28 protein-coding genes are annotated in these 26,412 nt (G+C 62.1%); 19 read left to right on the forward strand and 9 right to left on the reverse strand.

The window, feature by feature from the left end; all coding sequences use genetic code 11:
- Window position 1 precedes the first annotated feature (1 nt).
- From ACN9MU_RS13995 to groL, 8 genes are all read left to right on the forward strand, one after another.
- Window positions 2-676 carry a YceH family protein gene (locus ACN9MU_RS13995; RefSeq protein WP_426344748.1) on the forward strand — a complete coding sequence of 225 codons (675 nt, stop codon included), beginning with the start codon at window positions 2-4 and terminating at the stop codon, window positions 674-676.
- 102 nt (window positions 677-778) lie between these two features.
- Window positions 779-2,665 carry a methyl-accepting chemotaxis protein gene (locus ACN9MU_RS14000; RefSeq protein ID WP_426171445.1) on the forward strand — a complete coding sequence of 629 codons (1,887 nt, stop codon included), beginning with the start codon at window positions 779-781 and terminating at the stop codon, window positions 2,663-2,665.
- Between the two features lie 11 nt (window positions 2,666-2,676).
- Window positions 2,677-3,495 (forward strand): outer envelope protein, encoded by an 819-nt coding sequence (locus tag ACN9MU_RS14005; protein ID WP_426344749.1) that lies wholly within the window; start codon window positions 2,677-2,679, stop codon window positions 3,493-3,495.
- A 67-nt stretch (window positions 3,496-3,562) separates the two neighbouring features.
- Window positions 3,563-4,204, forward strand: coding sequence for a hypothetical protein (locus ACN9MU_RS14010; protein WP_426171448.1), 642 nt, complete (start codon window positions 3,563-3,565; stop codon window positions 4,202-4,204).
- Window positions 4,205-4,309: 105 nt separating this feature from the next.
- Window positions 4,310-4,579, forward strand: a complete 270-nt coding sequence (locus ACN9MU_RS14015; RefSeq protein ID WP_426344750.1) for a hypothetical protein — start codon at window positions 4,310-4,312, stop codon at window positions 4,577-4,579.
- Between the two features lie 23 nt (window positions 4,580-4,602).
- Entirely contained in the window at window positions 4,603-5,232 is a 630-nt protein-coding gene (locus ACN9MU_RS14020) for a diguanylate cyclase (RefSeq protein WP_426344751.1), read from the forward strand.
- Between the two features lie 144 nt (window positions 5,233-5,376).
- The gene (locus ACN9MU_RS14025; protein WP_426323052.1) at window positions 5,377-5,691 is read left to right on the forward strand and encodes a co-chaperone GroES; all 315 of its coding nucleotides are present in this window, start codon (window positions 5,377-5,379) and stop codon (window positions 5,689-5,691) included.
- Between the two features lie 29 nt (window positions 5,692-5,720).
- Window positions 5,721-7,325: a chaperonin GroEL gene (groL, locus tag ACN9MU_RS14030; RefSeq protein WP_426344752.1), complete on the forward strand. Its 1,605-nt coding sequence runs from the start codon at window positions 5,721-5,723 to the stop codon at window positions 7,323-7,325.
- A gap of 101 nt (window positions 7,326-7,426) precedes the next feature.
- On the opposite strand, the gene ACN9MU_RS14035 is transcribed toward groL, so the two are convergent.
- The 4 genes from ACN9MU_RS14035 to ACN9MU_RS14050 all read right to left on the reverse strand — a co-directional run bounded on the left by ACN9MU_RS14035 (window position 7,427) and on the right by ACN9MU_RS14050 (window position 10,839).
- Window positions 7,427-8,524 (reverse strand): extracellular catalytic domain type 1 short-chain-length polyhydroxyalkanoate depolymerase, encoded by a 1,098-nt coding sequence (locus ACN9MU_RS14035; RefSeq protein ID WP_426323056.1) that lies wholly within the window; start codon window positions 8,522-8,524, stop codon window positions 7,427-7,429.
- 130 nt (window positions 8,525-8,654) lie between these two features.
- Entirely contained in the window at window positions 8,655-9,620 is a 966-nt protein-coding gene (locus ACN9MU_RS14040) for a hypothetical protein (RefSeq protein WP_426337483.1), read from the reverse strand.
- A complete protein-coding gene (locus ACN9MU_RS14045) occupies window positions 9,617-10,474 on the reverse strand; it encodes an ABC transporter ATP-binding protein (protein WP_426171459.1) in 858 nt (285 codons plus the stop codon). Before ACN9MU_RS14045 ends, ACN9MU_RS14040 begins: the two co-directional genes overlap by 4 nt.
- Entirely contained in the window at window positions 10,471-10,839 is a 369-nt protein-coding gene (locus ACN9MU_RS14050; protein WP_426171461.1) for a GntR family transcriptional regulator, read from the reverse strand. The genes ACN9MU_RS14045 and ACN9MU_RS14050 overlap by 4 nt, the downstream gene beginning before the upstream one ends.
- Window positions 10,840-10,979: 140 nt before the next feature.
- Between ACN9MU_RS14050 and ACN9MU_RS14055 the strand changes: the two genes are divergently transcribed.
- Complete coding sequence (locus ACN9MU_RS14055; protein WP_426171463.1) at window positions 10,980-11,447, forward strand: cupin domain-containing protein; 468 nt, start codon at window positions 10,980-10,982, stop codon at window positions 11,445-11,447.
- Between the two features lie 218 nt (window positions 11,448-11,665).
- On the opposite strand, the gene ACN9MU_RS14060 is transcribed toward ACN9MU_RS14055, so the two are convergent.
- Entirely contained in the window at window positions 11,666-12,442 is a 777-nt protein-coding gene (locus tag ACN9MU_RS14060; protein WP_426171465.1) for a DUF72 domain-containing protein, read from the reverse strand.
- 47 nt (window positions 12,443-12,489) lie between these two features.
- On the opposite strand from ACN9MU_RS14060, the gene ACN9MU_RS14065 reads away from it, so the two are divergent.
- The 10 genes from ACN9MU_RS14065 (at window position 12,490) to ACN9MU_RS14110 (ending at window position 22,551) form a co-directional block, all read left to right on the forward strand.
- Window positions 12,490-13,080 carry a DUF1439 domain-containing protein gene (locus ACN9MU_RS14065; protein WP_426171467.1) on the forward strand — a complete coding sequence of 197 codons (591 nt, stop codon included), beginning with the start codon at window positions 12,490-12,492 and terminating at the stop codon, window positions 13,078-13,080.
- A 30-nt stretch (window positions 13,081-13,110) separates the two neighbouring features.
- Entirely contained in the window at window positions 13,111-13,866 is a 756-nt protein-coding gene (locus ACN9MU_RS14070; protein ID WP_426171468.1) for a hypothetical protein, read from the forward strand.
- A gap of 20 nt (window positions 13,867-13,886) precedes the next feature.
- Window positions 13,887-14,270 (forward strand): hypothetical protein, encoded by a 384-nt coding sequence (locus ACN9MU_RS14075; RefSeq protein WP_426171470.1) that lies wholly within the window; start codon window positions 13,887-13,889, stop codon window positions 14,268-14,270.
- Window positions 14,267-15,298 carry a DinB family protein gene (locus ACN9MU_RS14080; protein WP_426337484.1) on the forward strand — a complete coding sequence of 344 codons (1,032 nt, stop codon included), beginning with the start codon at window positions 14,267-14,269 and terminating at the stop codon, window positions 15,296-15,298. The genes ACN9MU_RS14075 and ACN9MU_RS14080 overlap by 4 nt, the downstream gene beginning before the upstream one ends.
- Window positions 15,299-15,363: 65 nt before the next feature.
- Entirely contained in the window at window positions 15,364-17,835 is a 2,472-nt protein-coding gene (locus ACN9MU_RS14085) for an adenosylcobalamin-dependent ribonucleoside-diphosphate reductase (RefSeq protein ID WP_426171473.1), read from the forward strand.
- A 205-nt stretch (window positions 17,836-18,040) separates the two neighbouring features.
- Window positions 18,041-18,292: a hypothetical protein gene (locus ACN9MU_RS14090; RefSeq protein ID WP_426171475.1), complete on the forward strand. Its 252-nt coding sequence runs from the start codon at window positions 18,041-18,043 to the stop codon at window positions 18,290-18,292.
- A gap of 91 nt (window positions 18,293-18,383) precedes the next feature.
- A complete protein-coding gene (locus ACN9MU_RS14095; RefSeq protein WP_426323072.1) occupies window positions 18,384-20,654 on the forward strand; it encodes a nitric-oxide reductase large subunit in 2,271 nt (756 codons plus the stop codon).
- Window positions 20,655-20,658: 4 nt separating this feature from the next.
- Window positions 20,659-21,054, forward strand: coding sequence for an RrF2 family transcriptional regulator (locus tag ACN9MU_RS14100; protein ID WP_426323074.1), 396 nt, complete (start codon window positions 20,659-20,661; stop codon window positions 21,052-21,054).
- Between the two features lie 10 nt (window positions 21,055-21,064).
- Window positions 21,065-21,292 carry a DUF2249 domain-containing protein gene (locus ACN9MU_RS14105; RefSeq protein ID WP_426323076.1) on the forward strand — a complete coding sequence of 76 codons (228 nt, stop codon included), beginning with the start codon at window positions 21,065-21,067 and terminating at the stop codon, window positions 21,290-21,292.
- Entirely contained in the window at window positions 21,292-22,551 is a 1,260-nt protein-coding gene (locus tag ACN9MU_RS14110) for a permease (RefSeq protein ID WP_426344753.1), read from the forward strand. The genes ACN9MU_RS14105 and ACN9MU_RS14110 overlap by 1 nt, the downstream gene beginning before the upstream one ends.
- Here ACN9MU_RS14110 and ACN9MU_RS14115 read toward each other — a convergent pair.
- The 4 genes from ACN9MU_RS14115 to blaOXA (ACN9MU_RS14130) all read right to left on the reverse strand — a co-directional run bounded on the left by ACN9MU_RS14115 (window position 22,508) and on the right by blaOXA (ACN9MU_RS14130) (window position 26,335).
- Entirely contained in the window at window positions 22,508-23,188 is a 681-nt protein-coding gene (locus ACN9MU_RS14115; protein ID WP_426171485.1) for a Crp/Fnr family transcriptional regulator, read from the reverse strand. The genes ACN9MU_RS14110 and ACN9MU_RS14115 overlap by 44 nt on opposite strands.
- Window positions 23,189-23,268: 80 nt before the next feature.
- Entirely contained in the window at window positions 23,269-24,669 is a 1,401-nt protein-coding gene (gene nirK / locus ACN9MU_RS14120) for a copper-containing nitrite reductase (protein WP_426323080.1), read from the reverse strand.
- Window positions 24,670-24,846: 177 nt separating this feature from the next.
- Entirely contained in the window at window positions 24,847-25,581 is a 735-nt protein-coding gene (blaOXA, locus tag ACN9MU_RS14125) for a class D beta-lactamase (protein WP_426323082.1), read from the reverse strand.
- Between the two features lie 10 nt (window positions 25,582-25,591).
- Window positions 25,592-26,335 carry a class D beta-lactamase gene (blaOXA, locus tag ACN9MU_RS14130; RefSeq protein ID WP_426323752.1) on the reverse strand — a complete coding sequence of 248 codons (744 nt, stop codon included), beginning with the start codon at window positions 26,333-26,335 and terminating at the stop codon, window positions 25,592-25,594.
- Window positions 26,336-26,412: the final 77 nt, after the last annotated feature.

Here is a 26,412-nt window from a genome sequence, read left to right on the forward strand (position 1 = left end):
CATGGACGACATTCTGGACCCGTTTGAAATCCGCGTACTCGCGGTACTGGCCGAAAAAGAAGGCCTGACGCCGGATAACTATCCGCTATCGCTCAACGCGCTGACCAACGGCTGCAACCAGCTCTCCAGCCGCGAGCCGGTCATGCAGATCTGCGAAGAAACCGTAGCCGACGTGCTGGCCCGCCTGGGCGAGCGCAAGCTGGTGGGCACCGTCAGCCAGTCCGGCGCGCGCGTGGTCAAGTACGAGCATCGCATGCGCATGAAGTGGACGCTGGAGCAGGACAAGCTGGCAATCCTGACCATCCTGATGCTGCGCGGCCCGCAAACGGCCGGCGAGATCCGCACCCGCACCGGCCGCCTGCACGAATTCAAATCAGTGGCCGAAGTTGAAACAGGCCTGCAATTCCTGATTGATAAGTATCCACCGCTGGTGCAGAAACTGCCGTTGGCGCCTGGTTCGCGCGAACCGCGTTACGGCCAACTTCTGGGAGGCGAAGAAGCACTGGCGCGCGATGCCACGGCAGGCGCCTACGGAGGCAGCGCCAGCAGTGCAGGCGAGAGCGGCGGCAGCCGTGCCGACCGCGTGACGCAACTGGAACAGGAAGTGGCCGCGCTGCGTGAAGAGGTGGCGGCCCTGGCAGCGCAAGTCGCCGAATTGAGGGCTGTAATCGAGTAGCAGTAGCTGTTGTGAGAATCCGCCATATTCGTTTGGATTGATTGTGGCGGCTCCCGGGCGTTGATATGCTGGACGCACAATATCAATACCCCGGGAGATCGAATGGAATTGCTGCACCGCTTGTCCATCCGGCACAAGCTTCTTCTCAGCATGGGCTTGACCCTCCTGCTGTTCATCATCATTTCCTCCACCCTCAGCATCATGAAGACCAGCCAGGCAGCGCGCGAACGCGTGCTGCGGCAGGAGCTTCCGGCGCAGGTAGCGGCCATCCGTAACGACGTGCTGCGCCAGATTGCAACTCCGCTGGCGGTCTCGCAAACGCTGGCCAACAACACCTTCCTGCATGCCTGGGAGGAAGCGGGCGTGCCGGACGAGGGCTTAAGCGCGTGGACGACCGAGGCGAAGAACCTCAAGGCCAAGAACAATGCCGCCACCGTCTTCTGGGTCTCGCGCTCCACCGGCAAGTACTTCACCGACAAGGGGTACGATCGCACGCTAAGCGAGAAAGCTGCCAGCGACCAGTGGTTCTATGGCTTCCTGTCCGGCAGTTCGCCCTACGCGCTCGACATCGACAAGGACGTCAGCGCCGACACTTATATGTTGTTCATCAATACCCGCGTGCAGACGGCTGGCGGCAAGCAGGCGGTGGCCGGCCTTGGCCTGTCCGTCAATGCGCTGGCGGAAGCGGTGCGCAACTACAAGCTGGGCCAGTCCGGCTACGTCTACCTGGTGCGCGCCAATGGCCTGATCCTGATCCACCGCGACCCGAAACTGGTCGACGGCAAGCATGCGCTGGCCGAGATGCCGGGCATGAACCCAGCGCTGGCCAAGCGCCTGCTGGGTGGGGAAGCCTTTGTCGCCGACAGCTTTAAAGCGACCGATGGCGAACACCTGGTGGCGTCGTCCTTCATCCCCGAGCTGAATGCCTACCTGGTCGCGCAGGTGCCGGAAGCTGAGGTGCTGGCCGGTATCGCGCGCGGCGCCGCCATGACTTCATTGATTGCTGCCATCATTGGCGGCGGCATCGGCATGCTGGCGATCTTCGTCATTGCCCGTGCAATCGCATCGCCGGTCGCGCAGGCGGCCGAACTGCTGGAAGACATTGCCAGCGGCGGCGGCGACCTGACGCGGCGCATGCCGGTGCAGTCGCGAGACGAACTGGGCGCGCTGGCGGCGGCCTTCAACAAGTTTGTCGAATCGCTCAACGTCACCATCCTGCGCGTGCGCGACAGCAGCCGCGCCATCGGCGCCGCGACAGGCGATATCGCCAGCGGCAATATGGACCTGTCGGCCCGCACTGAAGCGCAAGCCTCCAACTTGGAGGAAACCGCAGCGGCAATGGAAGAACTGACATCGACCGTCCATAACAACACGGCCAACGCGGAACAGGCCAACAAACTGGTCGCCGGTACCGCCGATTCCGCCAAGCGCGGCGGCGTGGTGGTGGGGCAGGTGGTGGAGAAGATGGCCTCGATCACGGCCAGCTCGAACAAGATCTCCGACATCATCGGCGTCATCGACGGCATCGCGTTCCAGACCAATATCCTGGCGCTGAATGCGGCCGTCGAGGCGGCGCGCGCCGGTGAGCAGGGGCGCGGCTTCGCCGTCGTCGCCAGCGAGGTGCGCAACCTCGCCCAGCGCAGTGCCGCAGCGGCAAGAGAGATCAAGGAGCTGATCACCGAATCCGTACAACAGGTGGCCGACGGCGGCAAACTGGCAGATTCTGCCGGCGAAGCGATGCAGGACATCGTCAAGTCGGTGCAGAACGTGGCGAGCCTGATGCAGGAAATCGCCAGCGCGAGCCAGGAGCAAAGCCTCGGCATCGACCAGGTCAACCAGGCCGTCACGCAGATGGACAACACCACGCAGCAGAATGCCGCGCTGGTGGAGGAAGCCGCCGCCGCCGCGCAATCGCTCAGCGAACAGGCCGCACGATTGGAAGAAGTGGTCGGGCTCTTCAAGCTCGACGCCACCCCGAAATTACGCTAACAGGAGGACGCATGACCCGATTCGCACCGCTGGCGCGCACTGCCGCCGTTGTCTCCCTGGCGCTCGGCGCCGCCCAGCCGGCCCTGGCGCTGGACTGGATGGACAACTCCATCGGCTACCGCTTCGGCACCAGGTTCGCTGAACCGTACAACCCGCAGGACATCCGCAAGAACGTGATCAACCTGACCCACGCCAGCGGCTACCAGTACGGCAGCAATTACATGAACCTGGACATCCTGAAGTCCGACCGCAAGGACGACAGCGCAACCGAAACCTACCTGCTGTACCGACACACGCTCGATATCGGCAAGCTGTCCGGGAAGGAGTTCAAGGGCGCCGGCATGCGCGGTTTTGGCTTCACAGCGGGCGTTGACTGGAACCACAAGAACGACAAAGGCTACGCCTCGCGCAAGCAAATGCTGGTGGCCGGGCCGACCTTGATGGTCGACGTGCCGGGCTTCCTGAATATCAGCCTGCTGGCGCTGTGGGAAAGCAATGAACCGATCGGCGTATCCAAGCGCTATCACTACGACACGCACGCCATGCTGAACGCGGCCTGGGGCATCCCGCTGGGGAGCGGCTGGTCTTTCGAAGGGTATATGAACTACATCGGCGAGAAGGGCCGTAATGAATTCGGCGGGCCTACCTCGCCGGAGACCAACATCGATATGCAGGTGATGTATGACTTCAGCGCCGCAGCGGGACTGAAGCCGGGCAAGCTGAAGGCCGGCTTCGAGTATCAGTACTGGCGCAACAAGTTCGGAAATCCGTCGAATGTCCCGGGCAGCCTGGCGCAGACACCGATGGTCCGCGCCGAGTATCATTTCTAAAAGCTTCAGTGAATGGAAACCGATGGCGTGAAGTGGTCCTGCTTGAAATATTGCCATGTAGTTTCCCATGATGATTCTGTGCCAATATGGAATGGAAATGCAGAGACAAATACGAAATGCCATTCACTGCGCAATGCTATCCGCGCTTTGTGTGGGTACAGTGAATGCGACGGAAAGTCTGAACGTCGTCACACGTCACAATGCTCCCGAAGAGGTGGCGCTGAAGGCGCGGGTAGAAGCGGTCGTCGTTCGGTACCAGCTGGGGAAATGGCTGTATACGAAGGACATCAGGATAGATAAAGATGCGTGGCCCCCACATAGTCATCCTGTTCTGACGCTGGGCGTCCGCAAAGCGATGCCTGATGATGATCTCTATCTTGTCGGTAGTTTATTGCACGAGCAGTTCCATTGGCACATGGTATTGAACTCAAAGTTCATGCCCGACGAGACCAGAGCGCTTGTGCAAGCGAAATTTCCAGGGCTCGATCCCCGGCAGCCGAAAGGATCGGGCGACGAGTCGTCGACATACAACCACGTGCTGGTTTGCTATATGGAGTACAAGGCCCTGGCAGGGATTTTTGGCGAAGCAGCAGCGTTGAGTGCGATCAAGAGCCATCCGTTCTATACCGGCATCTATGCGCTCATAGCCGACAAACAAAATCAGGAAGTGATCGAAGACTTGTTGCGCCAGGAAGAGCTTAGCTTTTGACGCCTGGTGCGGAGGGAGCGCCGAATTTCGGTTCTTTCCGGCCTTGAAATTTCCGGAGCCGACCCAGAATTAATTTGCCTTGTTATGTGTTCTTAAGGAGCGACTATGGAACATAAAGAGGCATTGCTGGAAAGCCTGGCGGAATTGCGGACCGCGCATGACAAGGCCAGCCGGGCAATGGCGGAAATCACCGCCACGGGAGCGCGCGCACTGAAGGGCAGCGACAGCTTGCCGTCGCTGCACCAGCTGCGAAGTTATGCGCAGGCTCTGGCGCAGGCGCAGCGCCACCTTATTCATTGCCAGGAGCTGTTGCAGGGCGGGCCTCCCGTAGGCGCAGGCGCTGAACCGGCAACTGGGCGGTCTTACGTGCACTGACATGGCAGTTGGAGGACGTTGCCATGCATGTATTCGATGCTGTGTCTGCGCAAATTTCCGCCATGGGCTTGCCGCTGTTTGCCGTCAGCGCCACGCGCGCCAACTGGCCCGATGCACCTTTGCTGTTGTTCCTCCACTGGCATGGCTTCCGGCGTGCTACGCCGCTGCAACTGCAAGGCGTGAACCTGCCGGCACGCGCGGTGGCCAGTTCGGCCCTGCAGTTTGACGGTCCCTGGGCCAGCAGTGCGGCGGCAGAGGATGCCTTGCTGGATGCGGCCTGGCGGCTTGGCGCCTGGCAGCTGGAGCGATTGCAACAGCGTGCCTGCAACACGGCGGGGGCTCCGGCCAGCGAGGCCTTCGCCTGCCGCCTGGCGTTTGGCGACAACGCTGCGGGCTACCCTGATGAACCGGTGCTGGGTGCAGACCAGGTTGCTCGCCTGGAGCAGATGGAACTGGCGGCCCGCAAGGGCTATCAGCAGTGGCTATTCCAGCCCATCAAAGGCGGCGTATGGCAGGGCGTCGGTCCAGCGGATGACAGCCTGGCGGGGGACGGCGGGCGCCTTTCCGACTGCCCGGTGCGGCCCGTTCCGCCAAGTGCGGAGAAGCGTGTGGTCTACCAGCTGGGCCACCATGACCGCCTGATCCTGCCTTGAAACATTTTGTTACAAACTTGGCTGCGGCACCCATCTTGAAAATGAAAAAGCGAAAACATACTTTCGACGACGCTGAAGTCTGGCTCTAGCTTTGTCTGGACCGATTCACTTGTTAAATGATCTGACACCATTTGGAGATAAGAGATGAAAATTCGTCCCCTCTATGACCGGGTTATTGTTAAGCGAATTGAAAAACAACGCCAAACCGCGTCCGGCATCGTGATCCCCGATTCCGCTACCGAGAAGCCCGAGCAGGGCGAGGTGCTGGCGGTCGGTCATGGCCGCGCCCTGCCCGATGGCAGCGTGCGCCCGCTGGCTGTAAAAGTCGGCGACGAGGTCCTGTTCGGCAAATACGCCGGGCAGACCGTCAAGCTTGATGGCGAAGAACTGCTGGTCATGCGCGAGGAAGACATCCTTGGCGTGATCGACCACGCTGCCGCCACTGCCAAAGCCGCTTGATTCCAGAACGTTCTAGGGAGATAAAAATCATGACTGCTAAAGACGTACAGTTCAACGAAGATGCCCGCGTCCGCATCGTCAAGGGCGTGAATGTGCTGGCCAACGCTGTGAAGGTCACGCTGGGTCCGAAAGGCCGGAATGTGGTGATTGACCGCAGCTTCGGCGCGCCGACCATCACCAAGGATGGCGTTTCGGTTGCAAAGGAAATCGAGCTGAAGGACCGCCTGGAAAACATGGGCGCGCAAGTGGTCAAGCAGGTGGCTTCGAAGACCGCCGATGTGGCCGGCGATGGCACCACCACGGCTACCGTGCTGGCCCAGGCCATCGTCCAGGAAGGCATGAAGTATGTGGCCGCCGGCATGAACCCGATGGACCTGAAGCGCGGCATCGACCAGGCCGTGGCCGCTGCCATCGCGGAACTGAAGGCCATCTCGCGCCCCATCGCCACCAGCAAGGAGATCGCGCAAGTTGGCTCCATCTCGGCCAACTCCGACAGCGCCATCGGCGACATCATCGCCCAGGCCATGGAGAAGGTGGGCAAGGAAGGGGTGATTACCGTCGAAGACGGCAAGTCGCTGGAGAACGAGCTGGATGTGGTGGAAGGCATGCAGTTCGACCGCGGCTACCTGAGCCCATATTTCATCAACGATCCGGACAAGCAGCTGGCGCGCCTGGATGATCCGCTGGTGCTGCTCTACGACAAAAAGATCAGCAATATCCGCGAACTGCTGCCGGTGCTGGAGCAGTCGGCCAAGGCCGGCAACCCGCTGTTCATTGTGGCGGAAGACGTGGAAGGCGAGGCATTGGCGACGCTGGTGGTGAACTCGGTGCGCGGCATCCTGAAAGTGGCTGCGGTGAAGGCGCCGGGCTTTGGCGACCGCCGCAAGGCCATGCTGGAAGATATCGCCGTGCTGACCGGCGCCACCGTCATCTCGGAAGAGACCGGCCACACGCTGGAGAAGGCCACGCTGGAGCATCTGGGCAGCGCCAAGCGTATCGAAGTGCAGAAGGAAGCCACCACCATCATCGACGGCGCCGGCGAGCAGCGGCGCATCGATGATCGCGTGGCCACCATCCGCGCGCAGATCGAGCAGGCTACCAGCGACTACGACAAGGAGAAGCTGCAGGAGCGCGTGGCCAAGCTGGCGGGCGGCGTGGCTGTGATCAAGGTTGGCGCAGCCACCGAAGTGGAAATGAAAGAGAAGCGCGACCGCGTGGATGATGCGCTGCACGCGACCCGCGCCGCCGTCGAGGAAGGCATTGTGCCAGGCGGCGGAGTGGCATTGCTGCGCGCCCGCGCCGCCATCACCCAGCTGAAGGGCGCCAATGCCGACCAGCATGCAGGCGTGCAGATCGTGCTGCGCGCACTCGAGGCGCCGCTGCGCGTGATCGTTTCCAATGCCGGCGAAGAGCCTTCGGTGGTGGTGGCCAAGGTTGCCGAAGGCAAGGGTAACTTTGGCTATAACGCTGCCACCGGCGAGTATGTCGACATGGTGGAAAACGGCGTCATCGACCCGACCAAGGTGACCCGTACCGCGCTGCAGAACGCTGCCTCCATCGCTGGCCTGCTGCTGACCACCGAGGCGACCGTGTCGGACGCGGCGCCAGAGGAAAAGAACGCGTTGCCGGCCTGATGCCTGCTGGCGTATCCTGATGAGGGGGCGGTCGTGCCTGGTGGGCGACCGCCCTTGTGTTAAGAAGTCATCCGCGACCAGGACCTGGCTGTGAGGGAAAACTAGCGCCGGTGCTTCGCAAAGAAGTCCAGCATCATGCGGCTGGCATCCGGGCCTGCCGCTTCATTGAATTTGTAAGACGGGTCGCCGCCGCTCCAGGCATGCCCCAGGCCCGCAATGCTTGCAACGCGCAGCAGAATCTTGCGGCCGACGTGAAAATCGCGGATCTCGCAGGCATTCCGGCGAACGGTTTTCCCCTCGGGTTTGAGCGTTACTTGCGACGGCGTGTCGGCGCCCAGGCCGTTTAGCGCCAGCCATTGGCGCGCAAGATGCGCCTGGTTGACTGGCCGGACCACCTTGTCGGCTTCGCCCTGGATCAGGATTGCCGGCATCAGTTGATCCGCGCTACGGGCACCCGGCTTGGTTTGCAATGCGCGCTGGTGCAGCAGTTCGTGAATCACTCCCTCCGCGTTGAGGCTTGCCCCGTGGCGCATCACGTGCAACGCTTCGGCCGAGGACCTGGCAACGCCGGCCACCGGGCCGGAATGCAGGCCGATCGCGGCAAAAAGCTCCGGGTGCTGCAGCGCCATTACGGCGGTCATTCCTGCCCCGGCTGAGATGCCGCATGCATAGATTCGACTGCGATCGATGTGATGCTGCTCGCAAATGTGGGCGATGAGTGAAGCAAGCTTGGCAGCGTCCCCGCTGCCTTCCTGGGTGGCCTGGCTATACCAATGCCAGCAGCGCTGGGCATGCGCGCTTACCGGCTGCTGCGGGTAGAGCACGGCATAACCCTTGTGCTCCGCCAGCAAATTCATGCGGGTGCCTTGTGCGAACTGGGTTGCGCTCTGGTGGCATCCGTGGAGCATGACAATCAGAGGCCAGCCATTTCGCGTGACGCTTTCAGGAACACGATCAGGCAGGTAGAGCCAGTAGGCGAGAGAAGGGACGCCCGACAGGGCCGGGTAGCGCGCTGCCATCCATTTGCCGGGCGCCGCAGCCAGGCTGATTTGTGTTCGCCGTGCCGTGCGCCGGGGCTTTTTGGGCTTCGCTGTCTTCGGTGTCGAAGCGGTCAGGAAAGCGGTCAGCAATTTTTGCTGCGCCTTTCCTGCACGGGCCAGGCTGCGCAACAGGCGTACTCCTGGGGGCGACTTGGCCATCGGCAGCTCCTGTGTCGTGCGATCCCGGCACTATAGCGGTGAACCGATGGGATTTCAGTGCGCTGCCGAACGGGTGGCATGAGCGGCAGCTCGACGAGCATCGAGCTGCCGCGAACAACCGCCTGGCCGATCAGTTTTCTTCGCGCCAGCGGCGCAGCCAGATCGCGGCGGCAATCATCGCCACGCCTGCCGCGACACCAACCCACAGGGTCGGGCTGGCCAGCGAGCCGTATGCCTCGTTGAAGAAGGAAACAACCTTGGCTCCCTGCATGCCATCCATGTTTTCGGCATGGCGTATCGACTCCTGGGCCGAGCGGTCGAATATGAACCAGGCGCCCGGCAGCACGCTGCCCAGCAGGCGCAGCACCACTTGCGAGAAGAACCATTCGATGTTGAGGCCCATCTTGAATGCGTAGTTGCCCCAGGCCAGCAACGCACCGGTCATCAGCGGGGTGCCGACCGCCCACAGGAACGCCTTGCTGCGCGCCCAGCTCGACACCATCAGCAGCCAGCCCACGGTCGGCAGCGCCCACAGCAAGTACACTGGGATCAGCGACAGCACGCGGAACGGAGAAAGCCACAGGTTGGTGGAAGAGAGCAGGTCGCCAAACACGTTCACGCCGTGGAAGCTGAGGGCGATGGACGTCATCAGCATGATCGCGAGCGAAGCCACGAAGCCGATGGTTGCCACGATCAGCGGCGCGGCCACGGTTGCTACGGCCACTTTGGACAGCACGGTGGTAGTGTCCGACACCGGCAGCGATTTCCAGAACAGGATGCTGCGGTCGCGGCGGTCGTCGTACAGCGCGCCCAGGCAGTAGAAGAAGATCACGAAGCCCATCAGGATGTACAGGGGCGCGGCCATCATAGGGAAGGCGGCGCCAACGGCGCTGGCCAGTTCATGCCGCTGCACGACGCTCATTTCATGGAAGCGCGACAGGCCTTCGCCGTCAAAGTGCAGTTCCATATTGTTGCCGATGATGAGCATCACGGCGAAGAAGGCGACCATCAGGCCGGCGACAATGGCAGGGGCCCAGAACAGCATGCCCTTGTTCTCCCAGTACTCGCGCTGCATCAGCCATTTCATCGTATTCATTGATATTCTCCTTGCATGCTGGCCACGAACAGGTCGGCCACGCTAGGGGTACGGGTTTCGCCAAACGTTTCCAGCTGCTTGCGCGAGACGCCGTCGAACAGCATCACTGCCTTGCCGAACACCGTGCGCTGGTGCAGCGGCTGCAGGGCGCTGGCCGCGGTCATGTATTCCGGCTGCACCATCACTTCGGTGTAGCGGTCGCCGATTTCGTCCATCGAGGCGGCGAGGGTGATCTTGCCGTCGCGGATGAACATCAGGTCGGTCAGGATGTTTTCGACTTCCTCGATCTGGTGCGTGGTGATCAGGATGGTCTTGTTCTCGTCGAAGTAGTCTTCCAGCAGCTGGTGGTAGAACTGCTTGCGGTACAGGATGTCCAGGCCCAGGGTCGGCTCATCCAGTACCAGCAGCTTGGCGTCGATCGCCATCACTAGCGCCAGGTGCAGTTGCACGATCATGCCCTTGGACATGGCCTTGACCTTCATGTCCGGCGACAGCTTGGTGTTGGCGATGTATTTCTCGGCGCGCTCGCGGTTGAAGCGCGGGTGAATGCCTTCGCAGAAGCTGATGGCATCCTTCACTTTCAGCCAGCGCGGCAGGATGGCGACGTCGGCGATAAAGCACACGTCCTTCATCAGTTCATCGCGCTGCTGGCGCGGGTCCAGGCCCAGTACATTGAGCTCGCCTTCGAAGCGGGACAGGCCGAGGATGGCTTTCAGGGTAGTGGTCTTGCCGGAACCGTTGGGGCCGATCAGGCCGACGATGCGGCCGGCGTTGATCTGGAAGCTGGCGTCATCCAGGGCCTTGGTGGCGCCGTAACGCTTGCTCAGGTTTTTCGCGGTGATGATCGCTGTCATGCCGGGGCTCCTTGTGGCGGCACATTCGTGCTGCGCAGCAGTTGTTCAATGTCCAGGCCCAGGCGGCGGATGCGTTCGACCATTGCGGGCCATTCTTCGCGGATGAAGCGTTCGCGTTCAGTGGACAGCAGTTTATCAACGGCGCCTTCGGTAACGTACATTCCTAATCCCCTTCTTTTTTCCACCAAGGTTTCGTCGACCAGCTCCTGATAGGCGCGGGAGACGGTAATCGGGTTCAATTGATAATCGGCCGCGACCTGGCGCACCGAGGGCAGGGCATCGCCGGGCTTGAGCAAGCCATCCAGCATCATGCCGACGACCCGCTCCTTCAACTGCAGGTAGATCGGGCGGTTTTCATTCCACATACATCGTTTCCTCCAGTGTTGGTGAATTAATGAACTGGTGTTGTAGTGAACTATAACACTGAATCTGTCCGCGGCAAGTGGTTTTTTTGCAAATGCGGACTATGATCAAACCTGGAGTACCCGTTTAAAAGGAGATTGCCATGTCCAGAATTACACCTCGCGCCCTGGCTGCTGTCTTTGCCGCTGCTGCTTTTGGGTGCCTGATTCCCGTTTCCGCTATGCATCTCGCCGATGAGATGAAATGGGGCGATGGCCCACCCACCTTGCCTAAAGGCGCCAAAGCGGCTGTGTTGCAGGGCGATCCCGGCAAGGCAGGTCCGTTTGTCATGCGCTTGCACGCCCAGTCGGGCTACAAGGTGCCGCCGCATATGCATTCGATGATGGAAAACGTCACCGTGATCAAGGGCACGCTGATGCTGGGCATGGGGGATAAGCTTGATGAAAAGGCGGCCAAGGCCCATCATGCGGGGGACTTTGTGGCGATTCCGGCCAAGACCAACCATTACGCGATCATGAAGGGCGACACCATCGTCCAGATCCATGGCGAGGGGCCGTTTGATATCACGTATGTGAACCCGGATGATGACCCGATGAAGGGGAAAAAATAGTATGTGGCATCAGGCTGGCGCGCATTTCAGCAGGAATTGGCCGATCTATCGGCAGGGGCTGACAGGGATGGCCTGCCTCCTGGCGCTTTGGGGAGCTTTCGAACTGTTTCGGCAAAATCTGGATGTGTTCGGCCTGGGTGGAACCGATCCGGCGATCATCACGATGGCTTGGCTGGTTCTTTTGTGTGCCTGCTATGGCCACTTTGCGGGCAGGATCCTCAAGGAGGTAAAGAGGAACCCGGCGCGCGATGGGTGAGCAGGGCGTGAAGCTGCCTTGCCTGCCTGACCTGCGTGCCTGACATTGTGTTATCGAAGATGACCAGTGCGTTGCCGCGCTGGTTACGCAGCCAGGCGGCGACTTGCTCCAGCCGCTCGGGTTCGTAGCTTGAGCGATAGATCAGCGGGCTGCCGTGCAGGCGCACGTAACTGGCGTCATCGCGTGTCGGTATGAAAGGTCCTGGTTCTCCGGCGGGCGGATCGGCTACTGCCCGGATCACTTCCATGTCGCGCAGCAGCGCCGTGGCCTCGGCGCTAAACCATGTGCCGTGGCGGGCCTCGCAGGCCAGAAATACTGGCTTCTTGCCGCGGTCCTTGCCGCCAAAGCGCTCGCCGAGGGCCGTGAAGAGGGCTGCGGCCGCCGCTGGGTCGAAGCGCAGGCTGGGCGGCGTCTGCACCAATATCCATCCGAGCTTTTCGCCCAGCGCCCCGGCTTCGTCTGCGAAGCGGTCGAGGTCAGCACCGACATCCTGCAAGCGCTTTTCATGCGTGATGGAGCGCGGGAGTTTGACGGCAAAGCGGAAGCCGGCCGGCACGCTATCGGCCCAGCGCGCATAGGTTTCTGGCCGGTGAGGGCGATAGAACGAAGAATTGATTTCGACGGCGTCAAACACAGCGGCGTAGCGTGCCAGGTTGCTGCCAAAACTCGCCGGCGGAAACAAGTCCGCGTCAGCGCGCGGCAAAGCCCATCCAGCGATACCAATGGTTACAGGTTGCATATGCGATCCCCGTTATCATTGCTGCGACTATGACACAGGAGCCTGAAATGACCCCACACAGACGACTTGCCACGCGCGCCATCGCCGCTGCTGCGTTAGCCGCAGGAGGTGGCGCTGCCGTGCTGTTGTCCGGCTGCGCAAGCTTTGCCGGACCGCGCGATTACGAAGTCCCGCTGGCGCGCCTGCAACGCAATATCGACCAGCGCTTCCCGCTCGAGCACCGTGCGCTGGCAGTCTTTGAACTGCGGCTGGAGCAGCCGCGGCTTTCCACCTTGCCGAACGACCGGATCGCGCTTGGCGCCATGCTGTCTGTTTCGTCGCCGCTGATGCGGCAGCAAATTACCGGCAGCCTTTCGCTGTCGGGGCGCCTGAATATCGACCCTTCGCGCAATGCGGTCATGCTGGCCGATGCGCGCGTGGAGGACTTCACCCTGGACGGCCTGGATGAACGCACGCAGCGCCAGGTGGCCGGTGCTGCGCGCTTGCTTGCCGATAGCCTGGCGCGTGACACGCCGATCTACACCTGGCGTCCGGATGAGTTGCGTTATGCCGGCGTGCAGTTTGTGCCCACCGCTATCCGCACTTCAGCAAGCGGACTGAGCATTCATCTGGAACCCTTGCGGGACGGTCGTCTATAATCGAAACTTCAACTAATAGGAGAAAGAGAAATGCCGTTTTTCGGTCTGGGTCTGCATATTCTGGTTGCCATCTTTTTTGCCGTGCATGCGGTGCGCCGCGGGCGGGAATTGTATTGGCTGCTGATCCTGTTCTCCTTCCCACTGCTGGGTAGTCTGGTGTATTTCTTTGCCGTGTACCTGCCGAGTTCGCGCCTGGAAGTCGGTGCGCGCAAAGCCGTTGTGGCTGCCGGCCGCATGCTCGATCCGGGGCGTGAGTTGCGTGAAGCACGCGATGCGTTCAACTTCACCCCGACTGCGCAGAACCAGATGCGCCTTGCCTCGGCCTTGCTGGAAGCGGGCGAGGCTGCCGAAGCTGCTACCACGTACGAAGCTTGCCTGCAGGGTGCGTTTGGCTCGGACCTGGAAATTCGCCTTGGTGCGGCGCGCGCTAACCTGGCGATTGGCGCCCACGGCAAGACCATTGAGCACCTCGAGTTTATCCGCCGCGCGGATGCGAATTATCGTGCTGAGCAGTGCAGCCTGCTGTTGGCGAAAGCGTTGGGCGCGGCCGGTCGCCGTGAGGAGGCGCGCGCCGAGTTCGAAAACGCCGTCAACCGCTTCGGCAGTTTTGATGCGCGTGCCGAGTATGCGATCTGGGCCGCGGGCATGCGCGAGTACCAGCTTGCCCAGCGACTGCAGAGCGAGCTGCAACATACGATGGACCGCTGGAACCGGCACACGGCCTCGATGAATAACGATATGGTGCGGCGTCTGAATGCCGCTTTCGCGCAAGTGCCGCGTAGCTGAACAATGAAAGGAACATCAGAATGCATAGCCCGGTCCTGATGTTCCAGTCTTCCCGCTTCGAAATCGTCGCGGATGAAGACAAACTGACCAATCCCGGCATTTATGGCTTGCGCCTGGCCGAGTGGATGGCCCATGAACTGCCCACGCACGGCTTTCGCGCGCTCGGCGAGGTGATTCCCGAGGATTTCGCCTGGTGCGTGCCGGTGGAGGCTGAGGATTGCGAGCTGTACGTGGCTTGCACCAGAGCGGAAGAGGGCTGGCAGGCCTACGTCTTCGCTGACTGCGGCTTGATGGAGCGGCTTGCCGGCCGCGATCCGCGGGCGACGGTGGTGGCGCAGCTGTACACGGCGGTGCGCTCGATTCTTGAAGAAGCACCGGGCATCACTTATTTGCATATCCAATGACTTATCCAGTTTCAGTGAAGGGCGTGTTTTGCGCTCCTGACGGCAGGGTAGTGCTCTTGAAGAACGAGCGCGAGGAATGGGAACTGCCGGGCGGGCGCATAGAGGATGGCGAAACGCCGGCAGGCTGCCTGGTGCGAGAGGTCGAGGAAGAACTCGGCGTGCGCGTCCGCGTAGGGGCGCCGCTGGATAGTTACTTATTCGAAGTCGTGCCAGGGAAGACAGTGTTTATCGTCGCCCATGCGTGCACGCTGGAGGGTGGTTTCGTGCCGGTGCTGAGCCACGAACACAAGGAAGTCGGCTTGTTTGCTGCCGACGCGCTGCCAGGCCGGCTGCCGGAAGGCTATCGCGCCTCGATCGCCGCGTGGGCTGCGGCAGAGGCCGTGTCACCCTTCGCCCCTAGGGGCAACCCCAAGGTGGGACACGGGCTCGAGCGTAATCGGCTGTCGCGGCATTTATTGACTGAAGCGTATAACAATGGCTGGGCTAACCATCGGCTGCTGAGGGCTTGCGCGCGCTTGCCGCAGGCGGAGTTTGTGGCGCCGCGGTCGGGGTTTTTTCCGTCGATTAAGGCGACGTTGAATCACATCCTTACCGTGGACTGGTTTTATATCGATGCACTGGAGCGTGAGGCGCGCGGGGCGCCGCCGCATCCTGATTATTGCAGCGAGTTTTTCGCGGTGGAGGAGCCTTTTGATACCTGTGCGGCGCTTTGGGGGGCTCAGCGTGCCGCCGATCGCCGCCTGATCGCTTACTGCAAGGCTTTGCGCGACGAAGACCTGCGCCGGATCGTGGTCATTGACCGCGGCGAGGGTGAATTCCAGCGCGATACGCGACAGCGTCTGCTAGCCCACCTTTTCGGGCACCAGATCCATCATCGCGGGCAGGTGCATGCCATGCTGTCGTCGACGCCCGTCGCGCCGCCGCAACTGGATGAATTCTTTTCTGTAGGCGAGGCGCCGCTGCGGGCCCAGGATTTCAGGGAACTGGGCTGGTCGGAAGAGGTGATCTGGCCGCCAAACTTATCCTGAATCAAGGAATTTACCCGGGCATTCGTGGATAGTCGGGCTCAGTTTTAACCTGAGCAGGACTATCCATGAATGCAAACGAAAAAATGTTCGGCAACCCCATGCCGCCCCAGGAAATCTCGCTGGACGTGCTGCGCGAAAAATACGCGAAAGGGGATGAGCAGGACATCATCGACGTCCGCCGCCGCGTAGCGCGCGCGCTCGCCGCGCTGGAGGCGCCGGAACTGCGCACCGAACTTGAAGAAAAATTCCTGTGGGCGCAGGAGAATGGCTTCGTGCCCGCGGGACGCATCAATTCTGCCGTTGGCCTGGGGCTGAAGGCGACCCTGATGAACTGCTTCGTGCAGCCGGTGGGCGATTCGGTGACCGGCGAGGACGATGGCCTGCCCGGCATCTACACCGCGGTGGCGGAAGCGGCGGAGACGATGCGCCGCGGCGGCGGCGTGGGCTACGATTTCAGCGCCATCCGTCCGGCCGGGGCCAAGGTGAAGGGCACCCAATCGCGTGCTTCCGGCCCGGTGTCGTACATGGACGTGTTCGACGCTTCCTGCAAGACAGTGGAATCGGCTGGCGCGCGGCGCGGCGCCCAAATGGGCGTGCTGCGCATCGACCATCCGGATATCGAGCGCTTTATCGCCGCAAAGGATGATGGGGGCTTCCGCAACTTCAACCTGTCGATCGGCGTGACGGACGCCTTCATGCGGGCGTTGGCTGCCGATTCCGGGTTCGAACTGGTGCACAAGGTCGAACCGGGCGATGAAGACCTGGCTGCCGGGGCATACCGGCGCGAGGATGGCCTTTGGGTGTATCGCCGCGTGCCGGCGCGCGAACTGTGGGACAAGGTGATGAGTTCCACCTACGACCACGCCGAGCCGGGCGTTCTGTTCGTGGACCGCATCAACGCCGAGAACAACCTGTATTACTGCGAGACCCTGCGCGCCACCAATCCTTGCGGCGAACAGCCGCTGCCTGGCTATGGCTGCTGCGACCTGGGTTCGCTCAACCTGACCTGCTTTGTGCAGCATCCTTTCACCGATCGCGCGAGCTTCGATTACGAGGCGATGCGCCAGGTGGCTGGCATCGCGGTGCGCATGCTGGACCTGGCCCTGGATGCGACCCAGTGGCCGCTGCCGCAGCAAGCGGACGAGGGGGCGGCCAAGCGCCGCATCGGCCTGGGCTTCCTTGGCCTTGGCAGCGCATTGGTGATGCTGGGCATGCGCTATGACTCCGAAAGCGGCCGCGCAATGGCGGCCAGCATTGCCGAGGCCTTGCGCGACGCAGCTTATACGGCCTCGGTGGCGTTGGCGCAGGAGAAGGGCGCTTTCCCGTTCTTCGACAAGGAGCAGTACCTTGAGGGCGCGTTCGTGCGCCGCTTGCCGGGCGCCTTGCGGGAGGCGATTGCAAGGCATGGCATCCGCAACTCGCACCTGCTGTCGATTGCGCCGACCGGCACCATTACGCTGGCCTTTGCGGACAATGCTTCCAACGGCATCGAGCCGGCGTTCTCCTGGGTTTACCAGCGCCGCAAGCGCATGCCGGATGGTTCGTCGCGCTCCTACGAGGTGGCGGACCATGCGTGGCGACTGTACCGCCACATGGGCTTCGACATGGGGCAGTTGCCGCCGCAGTTCGTCACCGCGCTGGATATGGCGGCGCTGGACCACGTGAGCATGATGGAGGCGGTGCAGCCTTTCGTCGATACGGCGATTTCGAAGACGGTGAATGTGCCGGAAGATTATCCGTATGAGGATTTCAAGGAGCTGTACACCGAGGCGTGGGTGGCGGGGTTGAAAGGGCTTGCGACTTTCCGTCCGAATACGGTGACGGGCAGCGTGCTGAGCGTGGCGCCGGAACCGGCGGCGGCTTCTGCGGCCGTTGCACCTGTGCTGCTTGATGACGATCCGCTGCGCAAGCGCTTCGATGGGCGTCCGTTGGGGGAACTGGAGTCGGTGACCTCCAAGGTCGAATACTGGACGCAGGAGGGCAAGAAGTCGGCCTACCTTACCGTGAGCTTCATCACCGTGGACGGCATGCTGGATGGGGCGCCGGTACGGATTGAGCGGCCGTTTGAGTTCTTCATGCCGGCGAACCAGCGTAGCGATGGCCAGCAGTGGATTACGTCGTCCATGCGCTTGCTGTCGATGGCGGCGCGGGCGGGAAGTTCGATCGCGAAGGCGCTGGCGGATATGCGCGAGGTGGCCTGGGAAAAGGGGCCGGTGCGCTGCGGCTTGCTGACGCGGGAGGATGGGGTGCAGGTGCCGGTTTATCACGATTCGGAGGTGGCGGCGATTGCGTTTACCTTGCAGCGGATTTTGATACGGCGCGGGTTCCTGGATGCTTTTGGCAACCAGGTGCCGGTGCCGCAACTGGCCTTGCGGTGCGCGTCGACGGGGCATGTGGCGCCCGAGGCGATGACGGCGGCGGGAGCGGCGCCGACGAAATCGGCGGGCAAGTGCCCGGAGTGCGGGGCGCGGGCGCTGCATAAGGTGGATGGGTGTACGCGGTGTGTTGAGTGCCACTATATGGGCGGGTGTGGGTGAAAACCGGTAAACCAGTGTCTGACCCGCAGGGTCAGACACTGTCTGCGGCGCGGCTGGTGGCGTAGGCCTCAGCCGTCAGACCGTTGGGTGTCTGACCCTGCGGGTCAGACACCGATTTACCGGTTTTTGCTTAAGGTGCGTCAAGGACATCCCCTTCGCCACTCCATAAACTTCCTCCCACACTAACCCCGAGGAGGACTTACAAATGCATCATTCTTTCCAACTTGCTTCCGCCCTGGACGCCGCCAACGTCACCCGCGTGCTTGACCTGCTGCGTACCGTCCCCGGCATCCGCGGCGTGCACGCCCCAGCCGGCGCGGCCCACGTTGAAGTCGCCTTCGACGACTCCCTGACCAGCGTCCCCCAGCTCGGCAAACTGCTGGAAGAACACGGCTACCCGCCTGTGGCGCCGCAACAGCGCAGCCACACTTGCTGCGGCGGTTGCGGCGGCCATTGACCAAGACTTGACCTGGATCATGTGAGCTGCCCGAGTGGCGGCTGTATTCTGGCTAAAAACATACATTTGAAACACCACAAAAGGAGCTATCATGCACGCCACTAAGAAGTTATGGACGTGGCTCGCCATTATCTGCCTGCTATCGTTTACGGTACTGGGCTGGGTGGGCCGCGAAATTTACCTGAAAGCGCCTCCAATAGCGCAAGTCGTTGACGACACCGGTGCGGTGCTGTACACGCCTGACCAGGTCAAATACGGCCAGAGCGCCTGGCTGTCCGCTGGCGGCCAGCAACTGGGCACCGTCTGGGGCCATGGTTCCTACCTGGCGCCTGACTGGTCGGCCGATTGGCTGCACCGCGAAGCCGTCGCGCTGCAAGACCTGTTCGCACGCAAGAACTTCAACAAGGACTACGCCCAGCTCGAAGCCGGCGCCAAAGCCCACGTTGACGCCCTGGTGAAGACAGAGCTGCGCACCAACACCTACAACGCCGACACCAATGAAGTGAAGCTGTCGGCCATCCGTGCCGAAGCGGTGCGCACCGTGGCAAACCACTACGCTGGCCTGTTCGGCAACGCCGAGCAATACGACAAGCTGCGCGAACAGTACGCCATGGCGCCGAATTCGCTGCCTGAAGCTAGCGACCGCACTGCGCTGACCGGCTTCTTCTTCTGGTCGTCGTGGGCCGCCGCCGCCGACCGTCCAGGCGAAGTTGGCCTGAGCTACACCAGCAACTGGCCGCACGAACCGTTGATCGACAACACTCCGACCGCCGGCGCCGGCATCTGGTCGATTGCCTCGATCATCCTGATGATCGGCGCCATCGCCGGCATGCTGTTCTACCACGGTATGCACAAGGAGGAAGAAGATCCTGTGCCGCCGAAGAACGATCCGCTGTTCTCGCTGAAAGCCACGCCTTCGATGAAGGCCACCAAGAAGTACTTCCTGGTCGTGATCGGCCTGATCCTGGCGCAAGTCGGCATGGGCGTGATCACCGCGCACTTTGCGGTGGAAGGCTCGAGCTTCTTCGGTATTCCGCTGGCCAACGTGCTGCCGTTCACCGTCAGCCGCACCATCCACACCCAGTTCGCCGTGCTGTGGATCGCCACCGCCTGGCTGGCTACCGGCCTGTATATCGCTCCTGCGATTTCCGGCGCCGAGCCGAAATTCCAGAAGCTGGGCACCGATGTACTGTTCTACGCGCTGCTGTTCATCGTGGTCGGTTCGACCGCCACCGGCTGGCTGGGCACCCTGCAACACAAGGGCGTCGACTTCTCGTTCTGGCTGGGTAACCAGGGCCTCGAGTTCACCTCGATGGGCCGTGTGTGGCAGATCCTGCTGTTCGTCGGCCTGCTGTTCTGGGCCTTCCTGCTCGGTCGCGGCCTGTGGCCGGCTCTGAAGAAACCATCGGAAAGCCGCGGCATCATCGCCATGGTGTTCCTGGCTGCACTGTGTATCGGCGGCTTCTACGCTACGTCCCTGACCTGGGGCAAGGGCACGCACTACTCGATGATCGAGTACTGGCGCTGGTGGCTGGTCCACCTGTGGGTGGAAGGCTTCTTCGAAGTATTCGCAACCGCTGTTATCGCGCTGCTGTTCACCCGCCTGGGCCTGATCCGCGCTGCTTCGGCCAATAGCGCCATCATCCTGGAAACCATCGTGTTCCTGTTCGGCGGCATCCTGGGTACCTTGCACCACCTGTACTTCACCGGCACGCCTACTTCGGTGATCGCTATCGGCGCCATGTTCTCGGCCCTGGAAGTGGTTCCGCTGTCGCTGATCGGCATGGAAGCGTATCGCAACTACAAGCGCTCGAAATCGGCGCCCTGGATCGGCGCCTACAAATGGGCCATCCTGTGCTTCATCGCCGTCGGCTTCTGGAATACCGTGGGCGCCGGCCTGCTGGGCTTCTCGATCAACACCCCGATCGCGCTGTACTACATGCAAGGCCTGAACATGACCGCCGCCCACGGCCACGCTGCACTGTTCGGTGTGTACGGCATGCTGGGTATCGGCCTGATGCTGTTCTGCCTGCGCGGCCTGGTTGACCGCTTTGCATGGTCGGACAAGCTGCTGGCTTCGATGTTCTGGACCATGAACATCGGCCTGGCCATGATGGTGTTCATGTCGCTCGTCCCTGCCGGTATCTACCAGGCCGTGGCTGCGATCACCAAGGGCATGTGGTTTGCCCGTTCGCCGGAAGTCGTTCACTCGACCTTCATGGAAACCGCAGTATGGCTGCGCGTCCCTGGCGACATCGTGTTCGCGGTTGGCTGCCTGTTCCTCGCCCTGTTCGCCCTGCGCCTGATCGGCAAGGCGAAGAAGGAAGAGACCGTGGCAGAAGGCGTGGCGCTGGAGAACTAAGCAAATGCGCCTCACGGGCCACACCGACTACGCCTTGCGCCTGCTGATGTACCTGGGTCGGCAGCAGGGCAGGTTGGTGACCGTGCAGGAGATCGCCAAGGCACACGGCATCTCCGAACATCACCTGCGCAAGGTGGCTCACCGGCTCGGCCAGGCCGGGCTGGTGGCCACCTGGCGCGGACGGGCCGGTGGCCTGCGCCTGGCGCAGCCGCCGGCTTCGATTTCGGTGGGCGCCGTGGTGCGCCTGGCCGAAGCCGACTTTACGATCGTCGAATGTTTCAATGTCACGCGCAATACCTGCCAGTTGGCCGGCGCCTGCCGCCTGCAGGAGGGGTTGCACAGGGCGACCGAGGCTTACCTCGGTCATCTCGACCGCCAGACCCTGGCGGACCTTATCTGAAGGAACCATCATGAGTGCGCCTGAAATTTTGTTAGAGCTGTGCGGCATGGTGCCGCCTGAACCGATGGAGCGCGTACTGGAAGCGCTCGACCTGCTGCAGCCCGGCCAGCACATCCGCATGGTCATCGACCGCGAACCGGTCCCCCTTTACCGCATCCTCGAGAAGAACGGTTACCGCTACCGCACGACGATGCGCGACGACTATATCTACGAAATCCTGATTTCCCAGAACGACTGATGCAACGCAAGCTGGCTTTCGAGCATGCGCCCGGGCTGGCGCTGCCGCTGCGCTTCCTGCTGGCGGCGCCATGGTTCGGCGCCTTGGCTGGCCTGCTGCTGCTGTGGCAGGGCGCCGACGCAATGAGCACACGCTGGGCTCCGGCCACGCTGGCCGTGACCCATTTGCTGACGCTCGGTTTCCTTGGCATGGCCATGGCCGGTTCGCTGTTGCAGATGGTGCCGGTGGTTGCCGGCGTCGAGCTGCACTGGGCGCGCCGGCTTGGTCCCGTGATCTGGGGCGCCCTGGCCGGCGGCGCGCTGCTGCTGGCGGCAGGATTCCTGCATGGGTTGCCGTGGTGCCTGCGCGCGGCTGGTATCCTGCTCGCGGGCGCCTTCATTCTTCTTATTGCCGTCCTGGCGAGGGCGCTGTCGCAGCGCTCGGCGCCGAACGCATTGCCGGTCGTGGCGGGCATGCGCCAGGCCGTGGTGGCACTGGCCTGCGCCGTGACGATTGGCGTGGCGCTGGCGGCCTTCCTGGTGGGCGCGGTGCGCCTGCGCGTGATGGAATGGACCAATGTGCATGCTGCCTGGGCCCTGGTGGGCTGGGTCGGTGTGCTGGTCGTATCCGTGGTGTTCCAGGTGGTGCCGATGTTCCAGTCCACCCAGCTGTTTCCGCGCCAGCTTGCCTTCACGCTGCCGCCGCTATGCCTTGGCGGCTTGGCGCTGTGGACCGCCGGCTACCTTCTCAACGCGCCATGGCAATGGATCGGGGCGGGGCTGGTGAGCGTCTGCCTGGGGCTGTTCGCGGTGTACACCCTGGGGCTGCTGTTTCGCCGCGAGCGCGCGGCCGACGTATCGACCTGGTATTGGTGGCTCTCGCTTGGCTCGCTGCTGGCCAGCGTCGCCGTCTTCCTTTGCCCGCGCGGCGTGGACAAGGCGCTGGTGCTTGGCGTGCTGTTTATCGGTGGCTTTGCCATGTCGGCAGTGAACGGCATGCTGTACAAGATCGTGCCGTTCCTGTTGTGGTACCACGGGCAGCATGCAGGCTGCGATGTGCCGGGCGTGCGCCAGTTGATGCCGGAGAGCGAACCGCGCGTGCAGTTTGCCTGGCATGCCGCCAGCGTGGTGATGCTGCTTGCTGCTGCCATCGCACCTGGCTGGCTTGCCCAGGCGGCAGGTGCGGTACTGGCAGTTTCCTGCATGCGCCTGGGTTTCGACCTGGCGCTGGCTGCGATCAGCCTTCGTAAGCTCGCAAACGAGCAGAATCAAGAATCTTGATCTGGCGGCCGTTCACGGCAATCATGCCCTGGTCGGCCAGCTCGTGCAGCACGCGCGAGAAGTATTCCGGGGTCAGGTTCAGGCGCGAGGCCAGCAGCTTCTTGCTGACGGCCAGCGTAATCTCCGAACCGTCGGTCGCATCGTCATCCTTCAACAGATAGCCAATGATCCGCTGGCTGCCGGAGCGCAGCGAATAGGCTTCCACATCTGAAATCAGGCCGTGCAGGCGGCGGCTCATGCCGGCCAGCATGCGGCGTGCAAACTGCGGGTTGCGCGCCAGTTCGGCAAATACGGTGTGCTTGGAAATGTGCAGCAGCATGCAGTCGCTGACTGCGTGGGCGGTGACGATGTAAGGCTTTTCCATGAACATCAGCGCTTCGCCGAAGCTGTGGCCCGGGCCGATGATCTCGACGATTTTTTCGTTGCCCTGGGCGGACAGGAAGCTGAGCTTCACCTGGCCGAAGATGACCATGTGGAAGCCGACGCATGGATCGCCGCGCTGGAAGACGGCGCTGCCGCGCGGGATGTGGTGTTCGGTAGTGCCGGCAGCCACCAGCGTCAGCTCCTCCGGCGACAGGTCTGCGAACAGGGGCAGTCGCTTGAGGAACTCGCGGGGGTCGATTTTGGGGCTAGGCATCTGGTTCTCCTGAAATGGCAAAAGGACCCGCTGGGCGGGTCCTGTCCTGGTTAAGGTAATGTCGGTGTTAATCCTGTGGATCAGTGGCCCGAATCACCGTCAGGCTTGCTGGTGGTCCGGAAGATTTCCGGATTCTCCTTGCCGGTCACGTAGAGGAAGCCGACCAGGCCTTTCTCCATCCGCGACAGCGCGTGGTCGACCAGGATGAAGCGTCCCGGCACCTCGGTCTTGAACTCGACCATCGTTGCACCGCCTGGCGCCACGGTGGTGGTCTGCACGTTCTGCAGAGGAGGCGAGGTCAGGTCGCCCATGCTGTAGACGCGGTCGAACACTTCGCCGATCACGTGGAAGCTGGAGGTTGCGTTAGGACCGCCGACGCCGAAGAAGATACGGACGGTTTCGCCAACCTTGGCTTCCATGCGGTGGGTCTTGGTCAGCGCGTCATGGGTGCCGTTGAACATCAGGTGTTCCGGCTGTTCGGCCAGCAGTTTGTCCAGCGAGAACTCGGCTTCGCCTGGGGTGCCGTGCTTCTGCGCGGTGTACAGCTCGCCCTGCATCACGTAGAACTCGCGGTCCACTTTCGGCAGGCCGCCTTCAGGTTCGACCAGGATCATGCCGTACATGCCGTTGGAGATGTGCTGGGCCACCATCGGGGTAGCGCAGTGGTACACGTACAGGCCTGGATTGATGGCCTTGAAGGTAAAGCTCTTGGTGCTGCCGGGAGCTGCCTGGGTCACGGCCGCACCGCCGCCAGGGCCGGTCACGGCGTGGAAGTCAACCGAGTGGATCATGTGGCTGTCCTTGGCGTTGGACATGTCCACGTTCACGGTATCGCCCACGCGAACGCGGATGAACGGGCCTGGAACCTTGCTGTTGAAGGTCCAGTATTTGTAGGTGGTGCCGTCCATCATCTGGCCGAGCACCTCGGTGGTATCCAGCTTCACGTTGACGGTTTGCGGGCCGCGTTTGCCGACCGGCGTGCCTACTTCCAGTGGGCTGCGCGAAACATCGGCGCCTTTTGGCGCGGCTTTGAGTTCGCCTTCGCCCACGATAATCTTGCCGATCATGCCTGCCGCCACGTGGCCGGGCAGGGAGCAGATGTAGGTGAATTCGCCTTTCTTGTCAGCCTTGAACACGACGGCGGTCGATGCGCCTTTGTCTTTCAGCTGGTTCGATTTGACTTTGAAGTCGGGCACCGAAATGTCGTGGGTTGCGCCATCGCCGTTGACCAGGTTGATCTGCACCACAGCACCTTCCGGCACGCGCAAGGTCGGGTTAACCTTGCCCTTGGACTCGCCGGCGTCGCTGATGAAGACCAGCTTACCGTCTGCGATATCGGTATGCAGGGTAAAGGTCACGTCAGGACGATACTGGACGGCTGTGCTGCCGCCGTGCTGGCCATGTTGTGCATAAGCTGGCGCTAGTGTAGCGGCGCCGATCACCAGTGCTGCAATGGCTTTGGACATCAAGGTCGGTTTCATTTTCTTCTCACAGGTTTGTCCGGCACGGGATTGCGCCGTTTGACAACTAAATCTTATGTTTTACATGCATGTTATTGAATTGACGCAGGTCAAAAATTTGGAAAGAACTGCGTATTCTCAATGCAAGTCAGATATTTTTGATCTAGGTCAAGCGAGGAGAAGACCCGGCGCAACGCGCTAGGGGACCAACTGCGGCAAGCGTGCCAAAAAGTTATCGCGTTCGTCCATGCCGCTGGCGCTGCCGGCTTGGGCGAAGACGATGCGCTTGCCATCGCGTTCAATCCAGCCGACGTACCAGCCAACGTCTTTGCCACTGCCGGTCTTGCCGAAGACCTGCCAGCCCCCGGCAGGTTCAGGGCGCCGTACCAGAGCGGCGGACATGGCATAGGCTTGCGGCTTGACGCCGAGTTCACGATTCAGCACGCGGCGCAGGAAGCCGATTTGTTCGTCCGGGGAGATGCGCAACGAAGAGCCTAGCCACGATTCGGACAGACCGTTGTTCTTGCCCGGATCGCCGCTGACATCTGCATTGCCGTAGCCAAATTGCTTGACGTAGCTGGCGAAGCGCTCTTCGCCCAGTTGCAGCGTAAGCTGCTGGGAGTACCAGACGACGGATTCCTTCATCCACGAGCTGGGATCATGTGCTTGCCGCCACACGGTACGCCAGTCCACGTAGCCTTGCTTGAAGGGGAGAACGGGCGAATGCTCGTCCCGCAGCACGCCCGAGTCATAGCCCATCAGCGCTATGGGTAGCTTGAAGGTCGACATCGGCGGCAGGCGCTTATCGCACACGCCCTCGTGCACCAGCCACTTGCCGGTGGCCGCATCGGCCATCGCCAGGCAGTGTTCTGCAGAAAGCGCGAGCAAAGGGAGGCCCAGCCCTGCAAGCAGGGCGAAGATTTTGCGTTTCATTTTGTAGTCCTTAGAGTGCTTTGAGTTGTGCCGGCAGCTGGTTCAGGAAGGCTTCCTTGAGCCGCGGTCCGGCAGCGCCTTCCTCAACTTTCTCGTCTTGCAGGAGGCGGGCGAACACGATGGTGCGTTCGCCATTGGTGGCCCAGCCTACGAACCAGCCGTAGGAGCGCGAGTAATCGTCCTTGCCGTCCGGGCCGAGAGGGGCGCCAGTGCCGGTCTTGCCAAAGACTTGCCAGCCGCCCGGCAGGTCCTTCACCTTCAACAGGCCGGCTGTCTGCTCATAGGCGAGCGGCGAGAGGCCCAGCTCGCGCCGCACCAGACGACGCAGGAAAGTGGTCTGCTCGTCGGCCGAAATCTGCAGCGAGGAGCCGATCCATGACCAGGTCAGGCCGTTGTCCTTGCCCGCATCGCCGCTGGTATCGCCGTTACCATAGCCAAAGGCCTGTACGTAGCGGTTGAATCGCTCTCGGCCGAGATGTGTCGTGACTTGCTGTGCATACCAGGAAGCCGAGACGCGAATCCATTCTTGCGGATCGAGATCGCGCCGCCATTCGGGCCGGCCGGCATGGTAGCTGGCGAGGTAAGGCAGGGTCGGCGCGTGCTGGTCGCGCAGGAAGCCGCTGTCATAGCCCATCAGGCTGACGGCGATATTGAAGGTTGAAACAGGCGTGATGCGCGTCGAGCAATCGCCCTTGCGCAGCAGCGCCTTCCCGGTGGCGGCATCGACAAAGCTGGTGCAATCGAGGGCTGCCATCGACTGCGCGGAAGGCGAGACGCTCCAGGCCAGCGCCGGCTGCAAGGCGAAATTGCCGGCCCCGATGGCAAGCAGTA

The organism is Pseudoduganella sp. R-32 (assembly GCF_049913245.1).
Classification (GTDB): domain Bacteria; phylum Pseudomonadota; class Gammaproteobacteria; order Burkholderiales; family Burkholderiaceae_D; genus Rugamonas.